The organism is Paenibacillus sp. SJS-P3, from assembly GCF_056711585.1.
The window spans coordinates 4,431,890-4,447,102 of sequence record NZ_CM160043.1; the positions used below are offsets into that span (position 1 = coordinate 4,431,890).

A 15,213-nucleotide genomic window follows, 5' to 3' on the forward strand; every position below is an offset into this window, starting at 1 on the left:
CCCTTCCAGCGGTTTGCCCGCGCTTCCTCATCCAGACCGCATCCTGAGGAAGCATCTTACGCAAGCGGGCCTTGTACTCCCATTGTAGCGCGGCGGCCTCTTCCGCGCGAGCCCCCGGATTCTTCCTGGGCTCCTGTATCCGGCTGCTTCTGCCTATCCTCCGCTTGGATGCGCCTATTGCCATGTCCGCGCCGGATTTCCCCAGGAAATGCTATAATGACCCGAAGGAAAAAAAAGGGGATCGGGATGATGCTGGAATTCAGCGAAAACGGATATACGGTATCCTCTAACGGGGTATCGGTCGAGCTGTTCGCCAAGGAATACGCCCTGCTGCGATTTCTTTACCGCAATCAAGGAAGCGCCTTCAGCCGGGAACAGCTGCTCGATCGGGTATGGCCTCTCGAATATCCGGTCGAGCGCACCGTAGACGACCATATCTATAGGCTCCGCAAAAAGCTGGCTCCAATCGAAGGGCTGGCGATTCGAACCGTGCGCAGCTTCGGCTACTGCCTGACCGTACGTTCCCAGCCGGCGGGAATCCATGCCGTCCCTTCGGCCGGCGACGGAGAGCTGCGGGAGCAGATGCGCGATATTTTCGCCAAATATCACCGCTACGGCCAAGGGGCTTCGATGCTGGCGCTTGCCCGGCAGCAGGATATCCTCGGTTATGAGCTGGACCCGTTCTACTCCGTTTACGTTCATTTCGTCCAGGGAGACGTGCAATGGCTGCTTGACGGAGGAGGTTTGTCTGCTTCCGAACGGGTCTACTGGCTGCTTTTGTTCTACCTGTTCGCCGGGGAGCCCAAGGCCAGCCTGGACTACTGCGAGCGGGTGCTCGCGACGGGGAAGCTTCCTCCTGCCCAGCACCGCGAAATCGAGATGCTCAACATTCTGGATCTGTATACGCTGGCCGGAGCGCCGCACAAGGCTCTTGAGCGGATCGAGCTGACCCGCAGCTTGATTTTGGAGGACCCGGGCTACGAAAGCTTCGAAGCACCGGCGGCCACATCCGGGATGTACGCCCATCTCCTGAGCGGCACGGGCGACCGGGAGCTGCAGGCCATATCCGCAGCCATCGAGCAGCTCCTTGCGGCCAAGCCTTATCTGCGGGAAATCGGCAGCTACTCCATCGTGAGCGGGCTGTGGCGGCTGAGAAAGAACGAGCGGCGCTCCGGCGAAGCGCTGCTCGACGAGGGACTTGGCGTGCTGGAGCTGTCCGGATTCGTCCCGATCCGGCTGTTCGGGCTTTACCGAATCGTCCAATTTTGCAGAAGAACCGCCTTCAAGGGCAGTCCCGAGGTGACACGCAAATACGAGGAGCTGTTCGCGGAGGCGCAAGCCCGCTGCGGACTTCCAGGCCTCATGCCGAACATAGAAGCCGTGCTGAACGACTGCTTGGCGGACTGACATCGGAAGGCTGACGGCACTGGAATCGCAATGGCCTTCAAGACGTTCCTCCTCCTGATATTTCTCTGACAATCCGGCGGTATACTCGGCTCAACAAACGGCTGAAGCCAACGGACAGGGGAAGATCACCATGGGAATTGAAATGCCGATCGATCATAAACGCGTCGAAAAAGGCCTGCTCGGCAACAAGCTGTACAGGCGCACCTTCACCGCTTACGCAGCGGCATCCTTCGGCGACTGGTTCGATATGCTCGCCATTCAAGTGCTGGTCGCCTATCGCTGGGAAGCCGGCCCGCTTATGCTGGCGCTTATTCCCGTCAGCCTGGCGCTGCCGGGCATCCTGCTCGGTTCCGTTGCGGGAGTGGCCGCCGACCGACTGAACAAGCTGCAGCTGATGCGATGGTGCGATTTGCTAACCGCTGCGCTGACCGCCGCCCTGCTGCTCGTTCCGAACATGTTCTGGCTGCTGCCCGTGCTCGGGCTGCGTTCTGCCGTTTCCGCGCTCAATGTGCCTGCCCAGCAGTCCTTGACCCGCAGCCTTGTGCGGGAGGATCAGCTGCTGCAGGCAGCCTCGTTGAACGGCCTCGTCAACCAGAGCTCCAAAATCGCCGGCCCCTTGCTGGGCGGATTGGCCTTGACGGCCCTTTCCCCCGCATGGTGCATCGGATTCAACGTCTGCATGCGGCTATTCTCTTATGCCATGCTTTTGTTGATCAGGAACGATGCCGTTGCCGGTACAGCTGCGGCCGTCAGAGGCTCTGGCCGTAATGGCAGCGAGTCTTCTGAGGGCGGCGAACCGCTGCCGTTCCGCCAGATGTGGAAAGAAGGCTGGAGCTTCATCCTCCGGAACAGGCTGCTGCGCAATACGATGCTGTTCGGCCTGATCGGCGCGTTGTCGATCCAGATCGTCGATTTCCAGTTCGCCAGCCTGTTCCTCGTGCTTGCGCCCGACAAGGAATTCATGCTCGGCTGGCTGGTTGCGGCTGCTGGAGCCGGCGCGGTGGGAGCGATCGCTCTCCTGAACAAGATCGGGCGCAGCCTGGGATACGGCTTGCGTCTCGGCGGAGGATACGCGATGATCGGCGCGTCGATCGGGGGACTGGGCCTCCTGCCTTCCGGCGCCGCTGCGCTGCCGGTCCTTTTGCTCGGCCTGCTCCTCGGAGCCGGCAACGGCATGTTCATCATTGCCTTCAATTATTGCCTTCAGAAGGAGACGCCTCCGCGCATGACCGGCCGGGTGTTCGGCATTCAGAGCATGGTCCTCGGCACGGTCATGATCGCCGCTCCGCTGCTCGGCGGATTCCTGGTCGAGCTGGCCGGCCCTCGGGAAATCTTCGGCCGGTTCGGGGTCGTCATCGCTCTGCTCGGCGCGGCCGGAATCCTTCTCAACCGCTGGCTTTGGCCGGTGGAGCCGGAACGCTTGGATGCGGAGGCCTGATGCCTGAGCCGCTTCGCAGCCGTTGGCCCTGTGAGGGTGAACCACAAATTCGCTTCGCAGCCGGATGGCCCTGTGAGGGTGAACCCAAGTTCGCTTCGCAGCCGGATGGCCCTGTGCAGGTGAACCCAAGTTCGCTTCGCAGCCGGATGGCCCTGTGCAGGTGAACCCAAGTTCGCTTCGCAGCCGGATGGCCCTGTGAGGGTGAACCCAAGTTCGCTTCGCAGCAGGATGGCCCTGTGCAGGTGAACCCAAGTTCGCTTCGCAGCCGGATGGCCCTGTGCAGGTGAACCCAAGTTCGCTTCGCAGCCGGATGGCCCTGTGAGGGTGAACCCAAATTTCGCTTCGCAGCCGGATGGCCCTGTGAGGGTAACCCAAATTTCGCTTCGCAGCCGGATGGCCCTGTGAGGGTGAACCCAAGTTCGCTTCGCAGCCGGATGGCCCTTCCGATCGCTGTTGCCGCCGGATTTCCCGATTCGATGGTTTCAAAGGTGGAAATCCGGCGGCAAAGGCGACCATTCTCATTTCTCCAGGGCCATTCCGGATGCTTCGCTTCCGGGTTCAATCCTCAGGTGCCGTTTCGGAGGCTTCGCTTCCGGCTCAACCCTCAGGAACCTTTCCGGATGCTTCGCTTACGGGCTCAACCCGCAGGAGCCATTTCGGGGGCTTCGCTTTCGGGCTTAACCCCCAGGAGCCATTCCGGAAGCTTCGCCTGCGAGCTTAACCCCTAAGGAGCCATTCCGGAGGCTTCGCTTACGGGCTCAACCCGCAGAAGCCATTTCGGGGGCTTCGCTTCCGGCTCAACCCTCAGGAGCCTTTCCGGGGGCTTCGTTTCCGGGCTCAACCCTCAGAAGTCATTCCGGAGGCTTCGCTTACGGGCTCAACCCTCAGGAGCCACTCCAGATGCTTTGCTTCCGGGTTTAACCCTCAGGAGCCATTCCGGAGGCTTCGCTTCCGGGCTAAACTCCAGGAGCCGTTCCGGACCCCTCGCTCCCGGGCTCAACCTCAAGAAGCCTATATAAGCTTGCGACCAAGCTTCCAGGCAAAGACCAAGCGGCAAGCCAAAAAGATCCCGTCCCGGCAGGAAACGGCATGTTTGCCGCCAATGTCGCCATGGAAGGGATCTTTCTTTTTGAACAGGAACGAAGGCTGCTTATCCGCCCATCCGCATAAAATCGATCTCGGCCAGGTCGCCGATGATGCCGACTGCGGCGCGGGTGCCGCTGGCCGCCGCGACGACGATCTGCGACGGCGAGAACCCCGCCGTATCCCCCGCCGCATAGACGCCGGGGACGCTTGTGCGGCCGGAGCCGTCGGCCGAAACGGAGCCGTATGCGTCATGCGCGCATCCGAGCTGGCTCCCGAGCGGGGTGCCGAGCATCCCGTCCGGCGTGGCGAACCCGCCGCTGCGGGCTATCCGGCTGCCGTCCTCGAAGACGACCTCGCGCAGCATGCCGCCGCTTCCTTCAAGAGCAGCGATCCGAAGGGAGCTGACCTTCACTCCCCGGCTCTCCAGCGCATGCCGCTGCTGCATGGTCAGATTGGACGACCCATGGCTGCATACGAGCAGATCGCGGCTCCACCCGAGCAGAAGTCTGGCCTGCCGGAACAAGCCGGATCCCGTCGACAACGCCAGCAGCGGCTGCCCGCGAAGCTCCCAGCCGTCGCAGTAGGGACAGCTGAACAGGCTTTTGCCGTACATTTCCCGCAGTCCGGGAATATCCGGGAACCGCTCCTGCAATCCCGCGGCGAGCAGCACCGTGCGGGCTGTTGCGGAGCCCCCGGCTGCGGTATAGACACGGAAACCTCCATTCACCTTTTCCACCGACACGACCCGGCTCTTGCTCAGCCGCACCGAGGGATATTGCGCCAGTTCATTGCTGGCGAGGGAGCGGAATTCCGCAGGCGCAATCCCGTCTCTCGTCAGATAGCCGTGGCTGGCCTCCGCAACGGAGTTGCGCGGCTGATGATCGTCGAGCAAAAGGACCGATCTTTGCGAGCGGCCCAGCATCAAGGCGGCGCTCAAGCCCGCAGGCCCGCCGCCGATGATTGCGCAGTCCCAATCCATCCCCCGAGGCCCCCTTCCTTGCTACTCTAACTTTATTAGGAAAATAGCACGCCTAGAAGAGGAACGACCCGGACAAAAAGGCGGAGACAAAAGGCGGAGACAAAAGGCGGAGACAAAAAGCGGAGAAAAAAAGGCGGAGACGAAAACGGGCTCCCCCGCATTTCATCTCCGCCTTGGCGGATGTGCTTCTAACTCCGTGGATGCCTTTGTCCCGGCGCTTACTTCCGTCCCGTAACCGGCACCGCGGCTCCGTAGTACTCCTCCAGCGTGTCGCCGCTTGCAGCAAGCTTGCCGGCCAGTTCCACGCCTACGAAGCGGATATGCCACGGCTCGTATTTATAACCCGTAATGGATTCCTTGCCTTCGGGATAGCGGATGATGAAGCCGTAATCCGCCGCATGCGCCGCCAGCCACTCCGCTTCCGGCGTACCGCCGAAGCAGCTTTCCGCCGCGCATTTGCCGTCCGTCCCGGACATGTCGATCGCAAGTCCGGTCTGGTGCTCGCTATGCCCCGGCCGTGCGCTGTATTTGTCCGCAGCAGCGACTCCGTCTTTTTTGGCATAGTTGTCGAACAGCGTTTTTTGTCTCGTTTCCGAGCGGTAGCCCGAGACCCCGGCAAGCGAGATTCCGTCTTTCTTTGCTCCTGCCACCAGCTTCTCCAGCGCCCCTGCAGCCTCCTTGCGGAGCTTGCGCTTGTCGATCTTCTCGCTGAAGGTGAACGGAATGTCCGGGTAGACGAGGTCATCCGGCACATAGCCCTCCGGCAGGCGGAACTCCTTGTTGATCAAAGCCGCGACCGTATCGGCCTGTGCAGCAACCTGTTCGGACGGCTGCCCGGATACTGCGGTTCCTTGTCCGTCCTTGTCCCCGGCCGGCTTGTCTGTGCTGCCTGTGTTGCCGGCCGGCTTGTCTGTGCCGCCCTTGGAGCCGGATGGATCATTCGTTCCGCCTGCATTGGCTGCGCCCCCTGCATTCGTTGCCGCTCCGCCTCCCACAGCTTCGCTGCCGTTTCCGTCATTTGCTGCCGGCTCCTGCGACGGCGACGGAGAGGCCGTCTGCACATTTCCAGCAGCCTCGTTGACTGCCGCAACCGTTCCCGGAGCGGAGTTGTCGGAGCAGGCTGCTGCCGCCCAAGCGGTAAGGGCAAGCAGAAGCGCTGCTGCAATTCGTTTGTTTCGGTTTTTCATGATCGTCGTTCCCCTTTGCTGTATGAAAGATCCGCCTGCTGGCGGCCTGCTGGCGATATCTTGCAAATCCCCGGAGAGCTCTTCGTCTCCATTGAAGCTTAAAGTTTTGCTGATCTTTGAAGCGGGGTTAACCTTGCGTCCTATATCCGATGTCTGACGGCCAGCCCTGTCCATGATGCACAATGATTGATTGTTAACCTTGTGAACGATCCCGGAGCAGGAAATGTTTCAGCCTCCAGGCCCGTCCTCCATCGTACCAAACCACAGCCGGGGATGGAACAGGTGGCGCAGGCGCTGCTCCAGGAATATGCCGCAAGTTCCATTTGAACGAAACGGCAAGGAAGTTTATGCTTAGTTTTGGAAATGCTATAGCTTGAGAGGAGTATGTTTCATGTCCCATCTATTCGTGTCGCCCTTCGAAATCAGGCTTGGCGACGGCGGCATTATCCGCGGCGAAGTGCGTGCGGCCAAAAAGCCGGGAGATCGCCCGGCCCTGTTCCTGGCCCATGGCTTCAAGGGCTTCAAGGATTGGGCTTTCATGCCCTATGCGGCCGAGAAGCTGGCCGAAGCCGGCTTTGTCGCCATCACCTTCAATTTCTCGCGCAACGGAGTCGGCGAGCAGGATTTCGACGAGCTGTCCAAATTCGGCTACAACACCTACACCCGGGAGCAGGCTGACCTGGAGGAAGTCCTCAAAGCCGCGATCGGAGGCAATCTGCCCCACGCGAGCTTGATCCAGCGGGCCAAGCTCGGCATGATCGGCCACAGCAGAGGCGGAGGCAACGCCCTCATCTTCGCCGCCGAGCATCCGCTCATCCGGGCAGCCGCTACCTGGAACGGCATCGACAGCGCCAACTTGTTCGACGACGCCTTCGAAGCCAAGGCTCGCGAGGAAGGCGTCGCCTACGTGACCAATTCCCGGACGCAGCAGGAAATGCCTGTGCGGCGCGAGTTTTTCGAGGATCTGGACGCCAATAAAGATCGCTTCGACATTCCCGCCCGCCTCGCCGGTCTCCGGATTCCGGTCTTGATGATCCAAGGAAGCGCGGATGCTCCTCGTCTGGTCGAAGGCTTCCGCCGCCTGCAGGAAGCGGCGCCCCATCAGCAAGCGCTCGAGCTGGAAGGAACCGGCCATACGTTCGGCGCCGTTCATCCTTTTGCCGGCACGACGGAGGCTCTGGAGCAGGCTCTGGATGTCACGATTGATTTTTTCAAAACCAATTTGTAGAAATTTCATGTTCCGTTAAGGTAACCCGGCATGGATTTTGCTATTATTCTCGCAGCAAGTACTATGCAGAATCTATTCCATTCACCACTCTTTGAAGGATACAGAAGGGAGTCAATCGTTTCATGGCAGATAAGGACAAGGATCCCAAGGATCATCTCGATCCGGTCGATCCGAAACAGGACGAGCATCTTACGATGGAAGATACGGCAACGAACGAGGGCGTCGAATTCGCTGGCCGCAGCGGCGACGAGCATCGCGAAGAAACGCTCCAAGCCGAGGATATTGTCGAGGAGGAGCGCGCCGAGGAATCCCTGCGCCAGGCCGAGAACGACGCCGAGATCCATACGGCGGATCCCGAGCGCGCGTTCGGATCGGTGCCGGTCACGGAAGGAAGCGTGGTCAACACCTCCGCAGGAGCGGCTGATCTGCCGCTGACGGACGGCAACGGATCGGGTCCTCGCCGCAGCGGGGCCGCTACCGGCTGGATGATTGCTTCGCTCGTGCTGGCAGTCGCGCTCGTCATCGCGCTTGTCAGTCTCTTCAACGGCAACGGCGGCGCAGCATCGGGCGGTACGGTTGCCAGCGTCAACGGCGAGAAGATCTCGAAGGACGAGCTGTACGAGGCGATGGTTCCTTCCGCCGGCACGACTGCTCTGGACAGCCTCATCACGATGAAGCTCGTCGACCAGGAAGCCAGCAACAAGAAGATCGAGGTCACCGAAGATGAAATGGCCAAGGAGCTTGCCGACGTCAAGAAGAACTTCGGCAGCGAAAGCGCGTTTGTGGACGCTCTGAAGCAGGCCGGCTTGTCGGAGGACGTTCTCAACAACCAGCTGCAGATGCAGGTGCAGCTTCGCAAGCTGCTCAAGGATAAAGTCAAGGTAACCGATGCGGATATCCAGAAGTATTACGATGAGAACAAAGCTTCCTTCGCGACCGAAGAGCAGGTGAAGGCCTCCCATATTCTCGTCAAGACGAAGGAAGAAGCCGACGCCATCGAGAAGCAGCTCAAGGACGGCGGCGACTTCGCTGCGATCGCCAAGGAAAAATCGACCGACACAGGCAGCGCGGCCAATGGCGGCGACCTCGGCTACTTCGGCAAAGGCGCCATGGTTCCGGAATTCGAGAAGGCGGCCTTCGACCTCAAGGTCGGCGAAATCTCCGCACCGATCAAATCCGACTACGGCTACCATATCATCAAAGTCATCGACCACAAGCAAGCCTCGACGCCAACGCTGGAAGAGAAAAAAGCGGAGATCACGGAAACGCTTGAATATCAGCAGCTGGGCACCTTGTCCCAGACGCTCATCACCGACCTCCGCGGCAAGGCGACGATTACGAATTCGTTCGAAGAAAATGCTGCCGCCAAGGCAGCAGAAAACAGCGCCGGCACGGAAAACGCGGCAGCGAACAACAGCTAGGCAAGCACGCTGGAAAGCAATAAAAAGGCTTCCGGAGCCATCCATGAGGATGGGCTCCGGAAGCCTTTTTTGATGGCACGCATGCGGACTGAAGGGGCGGCCCGTTCAAAGCTTGATTGCATCGGAGCGGAAGCGGAACGGATTCGCCCCGCTCAAGCCCGATCAGCCTGCGTCCCGGCATGCCGACGCTACATCGTCGTATCCTTGCGGACACGGCGCCGCGCAGCGCGGCTCCGCCTCAGCAGGCCCAGCACGGACACATGCGCCGGAGCAGCATAATAGCCCGCATCCTCATCGGGAGCCAGCAGCACTCCGAGCTGGTGATGTTCGCCGGCGTACCTGGCCCGCTGCAAGAACTTGAGCTGCCCGTCGGCATTGAACACCTCCATCCGGCAAAAGGCGGAGTTCATATGCAGCGCCGCATGCAGATCTTCCTTGGTCCTTACCTTCTGCCCGTTCACCTTGTGGAGCACTTCGCCCGCTTCAAGGCCCATCTCCTCTGCCGGCGTTCCCGGCACGACCCCGAGAATGCACAATCCCCGCTCGTCATGGACGAAGCGCGGCTGACGCTGGCGCTCCCGCATCGATCCCAGCAGGATGAGGGCTTCATGAAGCCCGAGGGAAAGCAGCGCGGCAACCGGTACGAGCGGCTCCGCATATGCGGCCCCGAGCGCGGCCGCAGCCAGCACGGCACTGTAGGCAAGCAGCCGGCGCGACGTAAGGCGGGACTGGAGCTTCGGGAGCTCCGAGCGCGTCAGGTCGGTGAAGCCGATGATGGCCGGCAGCGCGATGACCGTCCAGCCGCCGTCCCATGCGGAGCCGCCGAGCAGAGGCGTCCATGGCAGCGAGGCCGCCGCCGAAGCGGACGGCACCAGCAGAAGCAGGGGCACCGGCCAGTAGCCCTGCAAGGCGTAACCTCCGATCAGCTTCCCGCGCTTGCCCTCGAGGAACAGCGGCGAGGAGAAGCGGGCGCCATCCCGGCGGACGAGCAAAGCCTCGGCCGCATGCAGGCCGGCTACGAGCAGCAGCAGGCCGGGAATGTCGAGATTGTCCAGCGAGAGAGCGGCTCGTCCGAGCCAGCCGCCCGGCCCGTCTGTCAGGCCGAGCAGGCCGCTGAGCCATTGCATCAGCCCGAGCACGCCGACACTGTAAGCAAAACAGAGATATCGGACGCGGACGAGCATGAGCAGGGCGGCCGTCCCCCACAGCCAGAGCGCGGCGGAAGGCGTCAAGCTCATGCCGATGAAGGCTGCGCCGATCGAGAGGGCAGCGCCAGCGATCAGGCCGCTCAAGACGGCGCGGCCGAGCAGCTTGGGCCAGGCATGCAGGCGCACATGGAACAGCTTGCGTTCCGTCCGGGTCTGCCGGATATAAGAGAGGATGATCAGCAGCAGCGCCAAATAATAAAACGGCTGGGACAACAGCCTGACGGCCGCTGTCCCGTAGTGACGGAGTATCTCCAAGGCCGTGTCCACAGCAAGCACCTCATTTTCAAAAGAATGACTCCCAAAGTGTAACATCCAGTCGTATTGTTTTCGACAACGAAAGGCCGAAATCCTCCCCATGGAAGATTTCGGCCTTGATTTGCGCGGCGACTTCGCGGCGGCTGAAAAGGGGGCTTCTTGTGCCCTGCCGCAAGGGCTTATTGCTTCCGGGCTCCCTTGCCGGAGCGGAGCGCCTGCGCCGCAGCCTCCAGCTGGGTGTCGTGGCTGCCGCTGAGCACCCACTCGCGAACAGTCTTCTCCAGCTTTTCCTGCGTAGCCGGATCGGCCGTTCCGGTCTCCTGGAGACCGCATTGCCGCTGGAACGCCTTCACCGCGGCAGCCGTCCCCTCGTTGTAATAACCGTCTGTGCGTCCCGGATTGTATCCCAGGCCGACGAGCATCGCCTGCAGCGTCTTCGTGTCCTCGCTGATGGCATCCCTCCGCGGCTCTCCCGACCGCGACAATCGGGATACCGTATATAAAGCCGGGGGCTTCACCTGAATATCAGGACGGATGCCTTCATGATGAATCCAGACGCCGTCCGGCGTCAGCCATTTGGCGATCGTCATCTTGACGAGCCCGCCTTCCAGGTTGCGGTCATAGCTGACCTGGACCGTTCCTTTGCCGAAGGAAGTCTGGCCGACGAGCACGGCGTCCGCCGACTCCTTCAAGGCGCCCGCCAATATTTCCGATGCGCTGGCGCTTCCCTTGTTGATCAGCACAGCGACGGGATACGGCTTGCCTTTTCCATTGGAGAGGATCTTCTCGGCGCGCTGTCCGCGCTGCTGGACTTGCAGGATCGGCTTTCCTGCCGGGATGAACGGCTCGGATATCTTTTCCACGACCGGCAGAATGCCTCCCGGATTGTTGCGGACGTCGATCACGAGCCCTTTCAGCTTCCGCTTCTCGAGCTTGTTCAGCTCCTCTGCGAAGCGGTCGGCCGTGTTCAGCGAGAACTGCCGAATCTCGATCAAGCCGATGCTCCCTGGAAGCAGGCGGGCTTCCACGGTCTCCACGCCGATCTCGTCCCGCACGACGGTAACGGTCATCGGCTTGCCGCTGCCGGCGCGCTGGATGACGAGGACGGCCTTGGAGCCCTTTGGACCGCGCAGCTTGGCTACCGCCTCCGAGATCGGCAGGCCTCCCAGGCTGATGCCGTTGACGGATAGGATGACATCCTTCGCCTGCAAGCCCGCCCGCTCCGCCGGCGACCCCTTCATCGGCGAGACGACGGTCAGCTTGCCCTCTTCCAGGGACACCTCCGCGCCGACGCCTCCGAACGCCCCTTCCACCGTCTCCGAAAACTGCTTGGCTGTAGGAACATCCATATAGGTGGAGTAAGGATCTCCAAGGGATTCCATCATCCCGCTGAGCGCCCCGCTCACGAGCTTGGCGCGGTCAACGGGCTCATAATACTGCTTCTGGATCAAATCGAGCACCGTATTGATTCTCTGCAGCTCTTCCTTGCTCAGGCCGCTGGACTGCGGTTCCGCGGCTTCCGCCGGCTTGGCCGGCGCATGGACCGGCGCCGGCGCCCGGGCGGCCGCCCCGGCTGCTTGAGGCAGCGCCAGGGCGATCGCCGCCGCCGCGCCCAATGCGGCTGTCCGCCGGACCATCCGCAGTGACAATGACTTCATACCGTTCTCCTCCTCGGTTGCTGTTTCGTTCCAGACCTGCATGAGAATTCTAGTATGCGACAACGGTCCGGGTTTTATTTGGCAGCAGCCGGAAAAGCACAGATCCTCCCCGGCCTGCGGCTTCGAAGCCGAATCATGCACAGAACGTCCAACAGAAGCAGCAGGCAAGCCGCTTCGACACCAGGAAGCAAAAACAGCTTCACGGATCGAAAAGCAAGCCGCTTCCGGCGTCATGCATGTCGGGATGCGTCTGCGACAGGAGCAGATCGCATCGGACCGCAACAAAAAAGCTCCCCGCAAAAGCGGGAAGCCTTCAGACTTCACAATCGTCCATATCGACCGGGAGAGGAGACCCTCGCAAACGGCGGGTCTTCGTCCATTATCCATTATTTCAAATAAGGCAGCGGATTGACCGGCGTTCCGTCCTTGCGCACTTCGAAGTGGAGATGATTGCCGGTCGAGTTGCCGGTCGAACCGACTTCGGCGATGAGCTGGCCGCGCTTCACGGTCTCGCCCTTCTCCACCTTGATGCCGCCATTGCGGATATGCCCGTATATCGTCCACAAGCCGCCGCCATGATCGATGACGACGCAGTTGCCGTATCCGGTCCACCACTGCGCGATGAGAACGACCCCGGATTCAGCCGCGTAGATGCTCGTTCCTTCCGGAGCCGCCATATCCGCGCCGGCATGCAGCTTGCGCTTGCCGGTGATGGGATGGATCCTATAGCCGAACGGCGAACTGAGGCGGTAGCTGGCCTTCAGCGGAACGGCAAGCTTGCCTCCGGTGTAATACGTCTTGAGCGCGTTCTTCTTTTTGATCAGCGCGGATTCCTTGGCCGCCAGGTCCAGCAGAAGCTGCTCCTGCTCCTCGCTGATCTCGCCAAGCTCCTCCAGCTTGTCGTCGTACGTGGCGATCAGCTGCTGCTTCTCCGATTCCTTTTCCGAGAGAACTTGCTGGTAATCGGCTATCTTCGCGTACAGCCCCTTGACCTCGGCGAGCTGGGATTCCACTTCCTTCTTCTTCTCCTCGACCAGCTCCTTGTCGTGCCGGCGCTCCTGCAGGATGACCTTGTCCTGGCTCATCATCGTATGAAGCGAGTCGAGGCGGCTGAGGAAATCCGCGAAGCTCGCCGCATTGAGCAGAACCTCCAGGTAGCTGACCCTGCCGTTCATATATGTCATCAGGATCCGGGACTGCAGGCGGTCATCCTGCTTGCCGATCCGCTTCTCGGCATCGTCGAGCTCCTGTGCCGTCTTCTGCAGATTTTCAGTCGTGTCGCGAACCTCGCTCTGGACCTGGCTGAGGCGAGTGCCGACGGTGTCGATCTCCGTCATGACGGCTTTGAGCGATTCCGCCGTCTGGACCTTCTGCACCTCCACGGTCTTGGCATCCTTCTCGGCCTGGTTGCGGTTATGGGAAGCGGCCTGCATCTGATCGCGGACCTGCTTGATTTCCTTGTTGATCTTGTCCACCTGCGAGGCCGCCTCTCCGCCCGCCGGAAAGACGGTCAGAGCCAGGACAGCCGCAAGACAGGCAAGAATAACCCTGTTCTTCTTCATCTGCGCTTGCATCCTCCTACACTTTCAAATAACGGCGGACCGATAATACGCTGCCCCACACGCCAAGCAGCGTGCCGATGCCGATCGTAAGCAGCGCGATGATCGGAGCGGCCTCCTGTATGGTGACAAGCCTGATGCTCATGAGGCCCAGCTCGAACTCGGACTGCTTGAACAGCTCCTGGTATCCGAGCAGAATGACGGCGGCCGTCAAGGCAGAGGAGAAAAATCCGATGAGCGCGCCTTCAACGAAAAAGGGCCAGCGGATAAACGCATTGGTCGCCCCTACCAGCTTCATGATTCCGATTTCCCGCTGGCGGTTGATGATCGTCGTCTTGATCGTCGTTGCAATGAGGAACATGGCCGTGACAGCCAGTCCCGCGACGAGGATCAGGCCAATGTTGCGCACGGCGTTGGTCACCTTGAACAGCGTCTCCACCTGTCCCTGGCCGTACTTGACCCGCAGGAACGGGGAAGGATCCTGCCCCGCGCCGAGCGCTTCGATCTGGCCGGCGGCGGACGCGATCGTCTGCGGATCGTACACTTCGATGACGAAGGACGCGGGAAGCGGATTGTCCTCGCCCTGATAGTCCTGCAGCAGCTGCTTTCCGTCGCTGCCCATCATCTGGCTCATTTCCTCCAGGTTCTGCTGCTTGGTCCGGAACTCGACGCTCTTGACCTCGGGGATATTGCGGATCTTGGTCTCCAGCGAATCGATCTGCTGCTGCGTCGTGTCGAGCTGCAGGAAGGCGCGGATCTCCACCGTGCTCTCCAGCTGGTCGGCCAGCTTGTTGACGTTGAGCGCGAGCAGGACGAAGACGCTGAGGATGAACAGGGAAATGAAGATCGAGCTGATGGAGGCGAAGCTCATCCAGCCGTTGCGGAAGATGTTCCGCACGCCTTCGCGCATGTGGCGCAGGAGGGTTCTAGCCTTCATAGCCGTAGTCCCCTCTCAGCTGGTCGCGCGCGATGACGCCGTTCTCGATGGCGATGACGCGCTTGCGAAGAGAGTTCACGATCTCGCGGTTATGCGTCGCCATCACGATTGTCGTGCCCCTGAAGTTGATTTCCTCCAGCAGGTTCATGATGCCCCAGCTCGTCTCGGGATCGAGATTGCCCGTCGGCTCGTCGGCCACGATGACGCTGGGATTGTTGACGATCGCGCGGGCGATCGCCACGCGCTGCTGCTCGCCGCCGGAGAGCTGCGCCGGCAAGTGGCCATGCTTGCCGCCGAGGCCGACAAGCTCCAGAACTTCCATCGTGCGCTTCTTCATCAGCTTGCGGGGAGCTTCGATGACCTCCATCGCGAATGAGACGTTCTCGTAGGCGGTAAGCTTCGGAAGGAGGCGGTAATCCTGGAAGATGACGCCGATGTTGCGCCGTACATACGGTATCTTGCGCGGCTTGAGCTTGCCTATATTGAAGCCGTTCACGAAGAGCTGCCCCTTGGTCGGGTACTCTTCCCGGTAGATCAGCTTCATGAACGTGGACTTGCCGGCGCCCGAGGGCCCGACGATGTACACGAAGTCATTGCGGTCGATGACGACCGAGATCCCGCGCAGCGCATGCGCGCCGTTGGGGTAGGTCTTCCAGATGTCCATCATTTCAATCACGGGTGTTCTCACATCCTGTCTGTTTTCCGCTTATGAATGTTCGACAGAAAAGGCGTATTTCCTCTCCTGCAAGAAGGGATTTCCTTAATTTTCACAATTCTCATCTGCATGTCCGGTCCGCAGTTCCGGATTCGACAAGCGTCCCTTCGCCGCCTTGTCGAACAAGGGAGAGAA

At 60.9% G+C, this 15,213-nt stretch carries 11 protein-coding genes; 4 read left to right on the plus strand and 7 right to left on the minus strand.

All coding sequences use genetic code 11. The features are described from left to right. Window positions 1-216 precede the first annotated feature (216 nt). Both AC06G8_RS20350 and AC06G8_RS20355 read left to right on the plus strand, forming a co-directional pair. Window positions 217-1,407 carry a winged helix-turn-helix domain-containing protein gene (locus AC06G8_RS20350; protein WP_480283720.1) on the plus strand — a complete coding sequence of 397 codons (1,191 nt, stop codon included), beginning with the start codon at window positions 217-219 and terminating at the stop codon, window positions 1,405-1,407. 130 nt (window positions 1,408-1,537) lie between these two features. Then, complete coding sequence (locus tag AC06G8_RS20355) at window positions 1,538-2,845, plus strand: MFS transporter (RefSeq protein ID WP_480283721.1); 1,308 nt, start codon at window positions 1,538-1,540, stop codon at window positions 2,843-2,845. A gap of 1,150 nt (window positions 2,846-3,995) precedes the next feature. Here AC06G8_RS20355 and AC06G8_RS20360 read toward each other — a convergent pair. Next, window positions 3,996-4,910 (minus strand): NAD(P)/FAD-dependent oxidoreductase, encoded by a 915-nt coding sequence (locus tag AC06G8_RS20360; protein ID WP_480283722.1) that lies wholly within the window; start codon window positions 4,908-4,910, stop codon window positions 3,996-3,998. A gap of 218 nt (window positions 4,911-5,128) precedes the next feature. Further along, window positions 5,129-6,097, minus strand: coding sequence for a M15 family metallopeptidase (locus AC06G8_RS20365; RefSeq protein ID WP_480283723.1), 969 nt, complete (start codon window positions 6,095-6,097; stop codon window positions 5,129-5,131). Window positions 6,098-6,488: 391 nt separating this feature from the next. Here AC06G8_RS20365 and AC06G8_RS20370 point away from each other — a divergent pair, with 391 nt between their 5' ends. Together AC06G8_RS20370 and AC06G8_RS20375 are read left to right on the plus strand one after the other, a co-directional pair. Further along, window positions 6,489-7,325 (plus strand): alpha/beta hydrolase family protein, encoded by an 837-nt coding sequence (locus AC06G8_RS20370; RefSeq protein WP_480283724.1) that lies wholly within the window; start codon window positions 6,489-6,491, stop codon window positions 7,323-7,325. Between the two features lie 122 nt (window positions 7,326-7,447). Next, window positions 7,448-8,746 carry a foldase protein PrsA gene (locus AC06G8_RS20375; protein ID WP_480283725.1) on the plus strand — a complete coding sequence of 433 codons (1,299 nt, stop codon included), beginning with the start codon at window positions 7,448-7,450 and terminating at the stop codon, window positions 8,744-8,746. A 188-nt stretch (window positions 8,747-8,934) separates the two neighbouring features. Here the strand turns inward: AC06G8_RS20375 and AC06G8_RS20380 are convergent, their stop codons facing one another. From AC06G8_RS20380 to ftsE, 5 genes are all read right to left on the minus strand, one after another. Then, entirely contained in the window at window positions 8,935-10,221 is a 1,287-nt protein-coding gene (locus tag AC06G8_RS20380; RefSeq protein WP_480283726.1) for a PDZ domain-containing protein, read from the minus strand. 167 nt (window positions 10,222-10,388) lie between these two features. After that, window positions 10,389-11,867: a S41 family peptidase gene (locus AC06G8_RS20385; RefSeq protein WP_480283727.1), complete on the minus strand. Its 1,479-nt coding sequence runs from the start codon at window positions 11,865-11,867 to the stop codon at window positions 10,389-10,391. A 386-nt stretch (window positions 11,868-12,253) separates the two neighbouring features. Then, window positions 12,254-13,429 carry a murein hydrolase activator EnvC family protein gene (locus tag AC06G8_RS20390; protein ID WP_480283728.1) on the minus strand — a complete coding sequence of 392 codons (1,176 nt, stop codon included), beginning with the start codon at window positions 13,427-13,429 and terminating at the stop codon, window positions 12,254-12,256. A 16-nt stretch (window positions 13,430-13,445) separates the two neighbouring features. After that, a complete protein-coding gene (gene ftsX, locus AC06G8_RS20395; RefSeq protein ID WP_447662891.1) occupies window positions 13,446-14,363 on the minus strand; it encodes a permease-like cell division protein FtsX in 918 nt (305 codons plus the stop codon). Continuing rightward, window positions 14,353-15,039: a cell division ATP-binding protein FtsE gene (gene ftsE / locus AC06G8_RS20400; RefSeq protein WP_049868334.1), complete on the minus strand. Its 687-nt coding sequence runs from the start codon at window positions 15,037-15,039 to the stop codon at window positions 14,353-14,355. The genes ftsX and ftsE overlap by 11 nt, the downstream gene beginning before the upstream one ends. Between the last annotated feature and the right edge of the window lie 174 nt (window positions 15,040-15,213).

Coding starts and splice junctions, on each gene's coding strand:
- AC06G8_RS20350 (WP_480283720.1), top strand. CDS start 217: ATGACCCGAAGGAAAAAAAAGGGGATCGGGATGATGCTGGAATTCAGC.
- AC06G8_RS20355 (WP_480283721.1), top strand. CDS start 1,538: ATGGGAATTGAAATGCCGATCGATCATAAACGCGTCGAAAAAGGCCTG.
- AC06G8_RS20360 (WP_480283722.1), bottom strand. CDS start 4,910: ATGGATTGGGACTGCGCAATCATCGGCGGCGGGCCTGCGGGCTTGAGC.
- AC06G8_RS20365 (WP_480283723.1), bottom strand. CDS start 6,097: ATGAAAAACCGAAACAAACGAATTGCAGCAGCGCTTCTGCTTGCCCTT.
- AC06G8_RS20370 (WP_480283724.1), top strand. CDS start 6,489: ATGTCCCATCTATTCGTGTCGCCCTTCGAAATCAGGCTTGGCGACGGC.
- AC06G8_RS20375 (WP_480283725.1), top strand. CDS start 7,448: ATGGCAGATAAGGACAAGGATCCCAAGGATCATCTCGATCCGGTCGAT.
- AC06G8_RS20385 (WP_480283727.1), bottom strand. CDS start 11,867: ATGAAGTCATTGTCACTGCGGATGGTCCGGCGGACAGCCGCATTGGGC.
- AC06G8_RS20390 (WP_480283728.1), bottom strand. CDS start 13,429: ATGAAGAAGAACAGGGTTATTCTTGCCTGTCTTGCGGCTGTCCTGGCT.
- ftsX (WP_447662891.1), bottom strand. CDS start 14,363: ATGAAGGCTAGAACCCTCCTGCGCCACATGCGCGAAGGCGTGCGGAAC.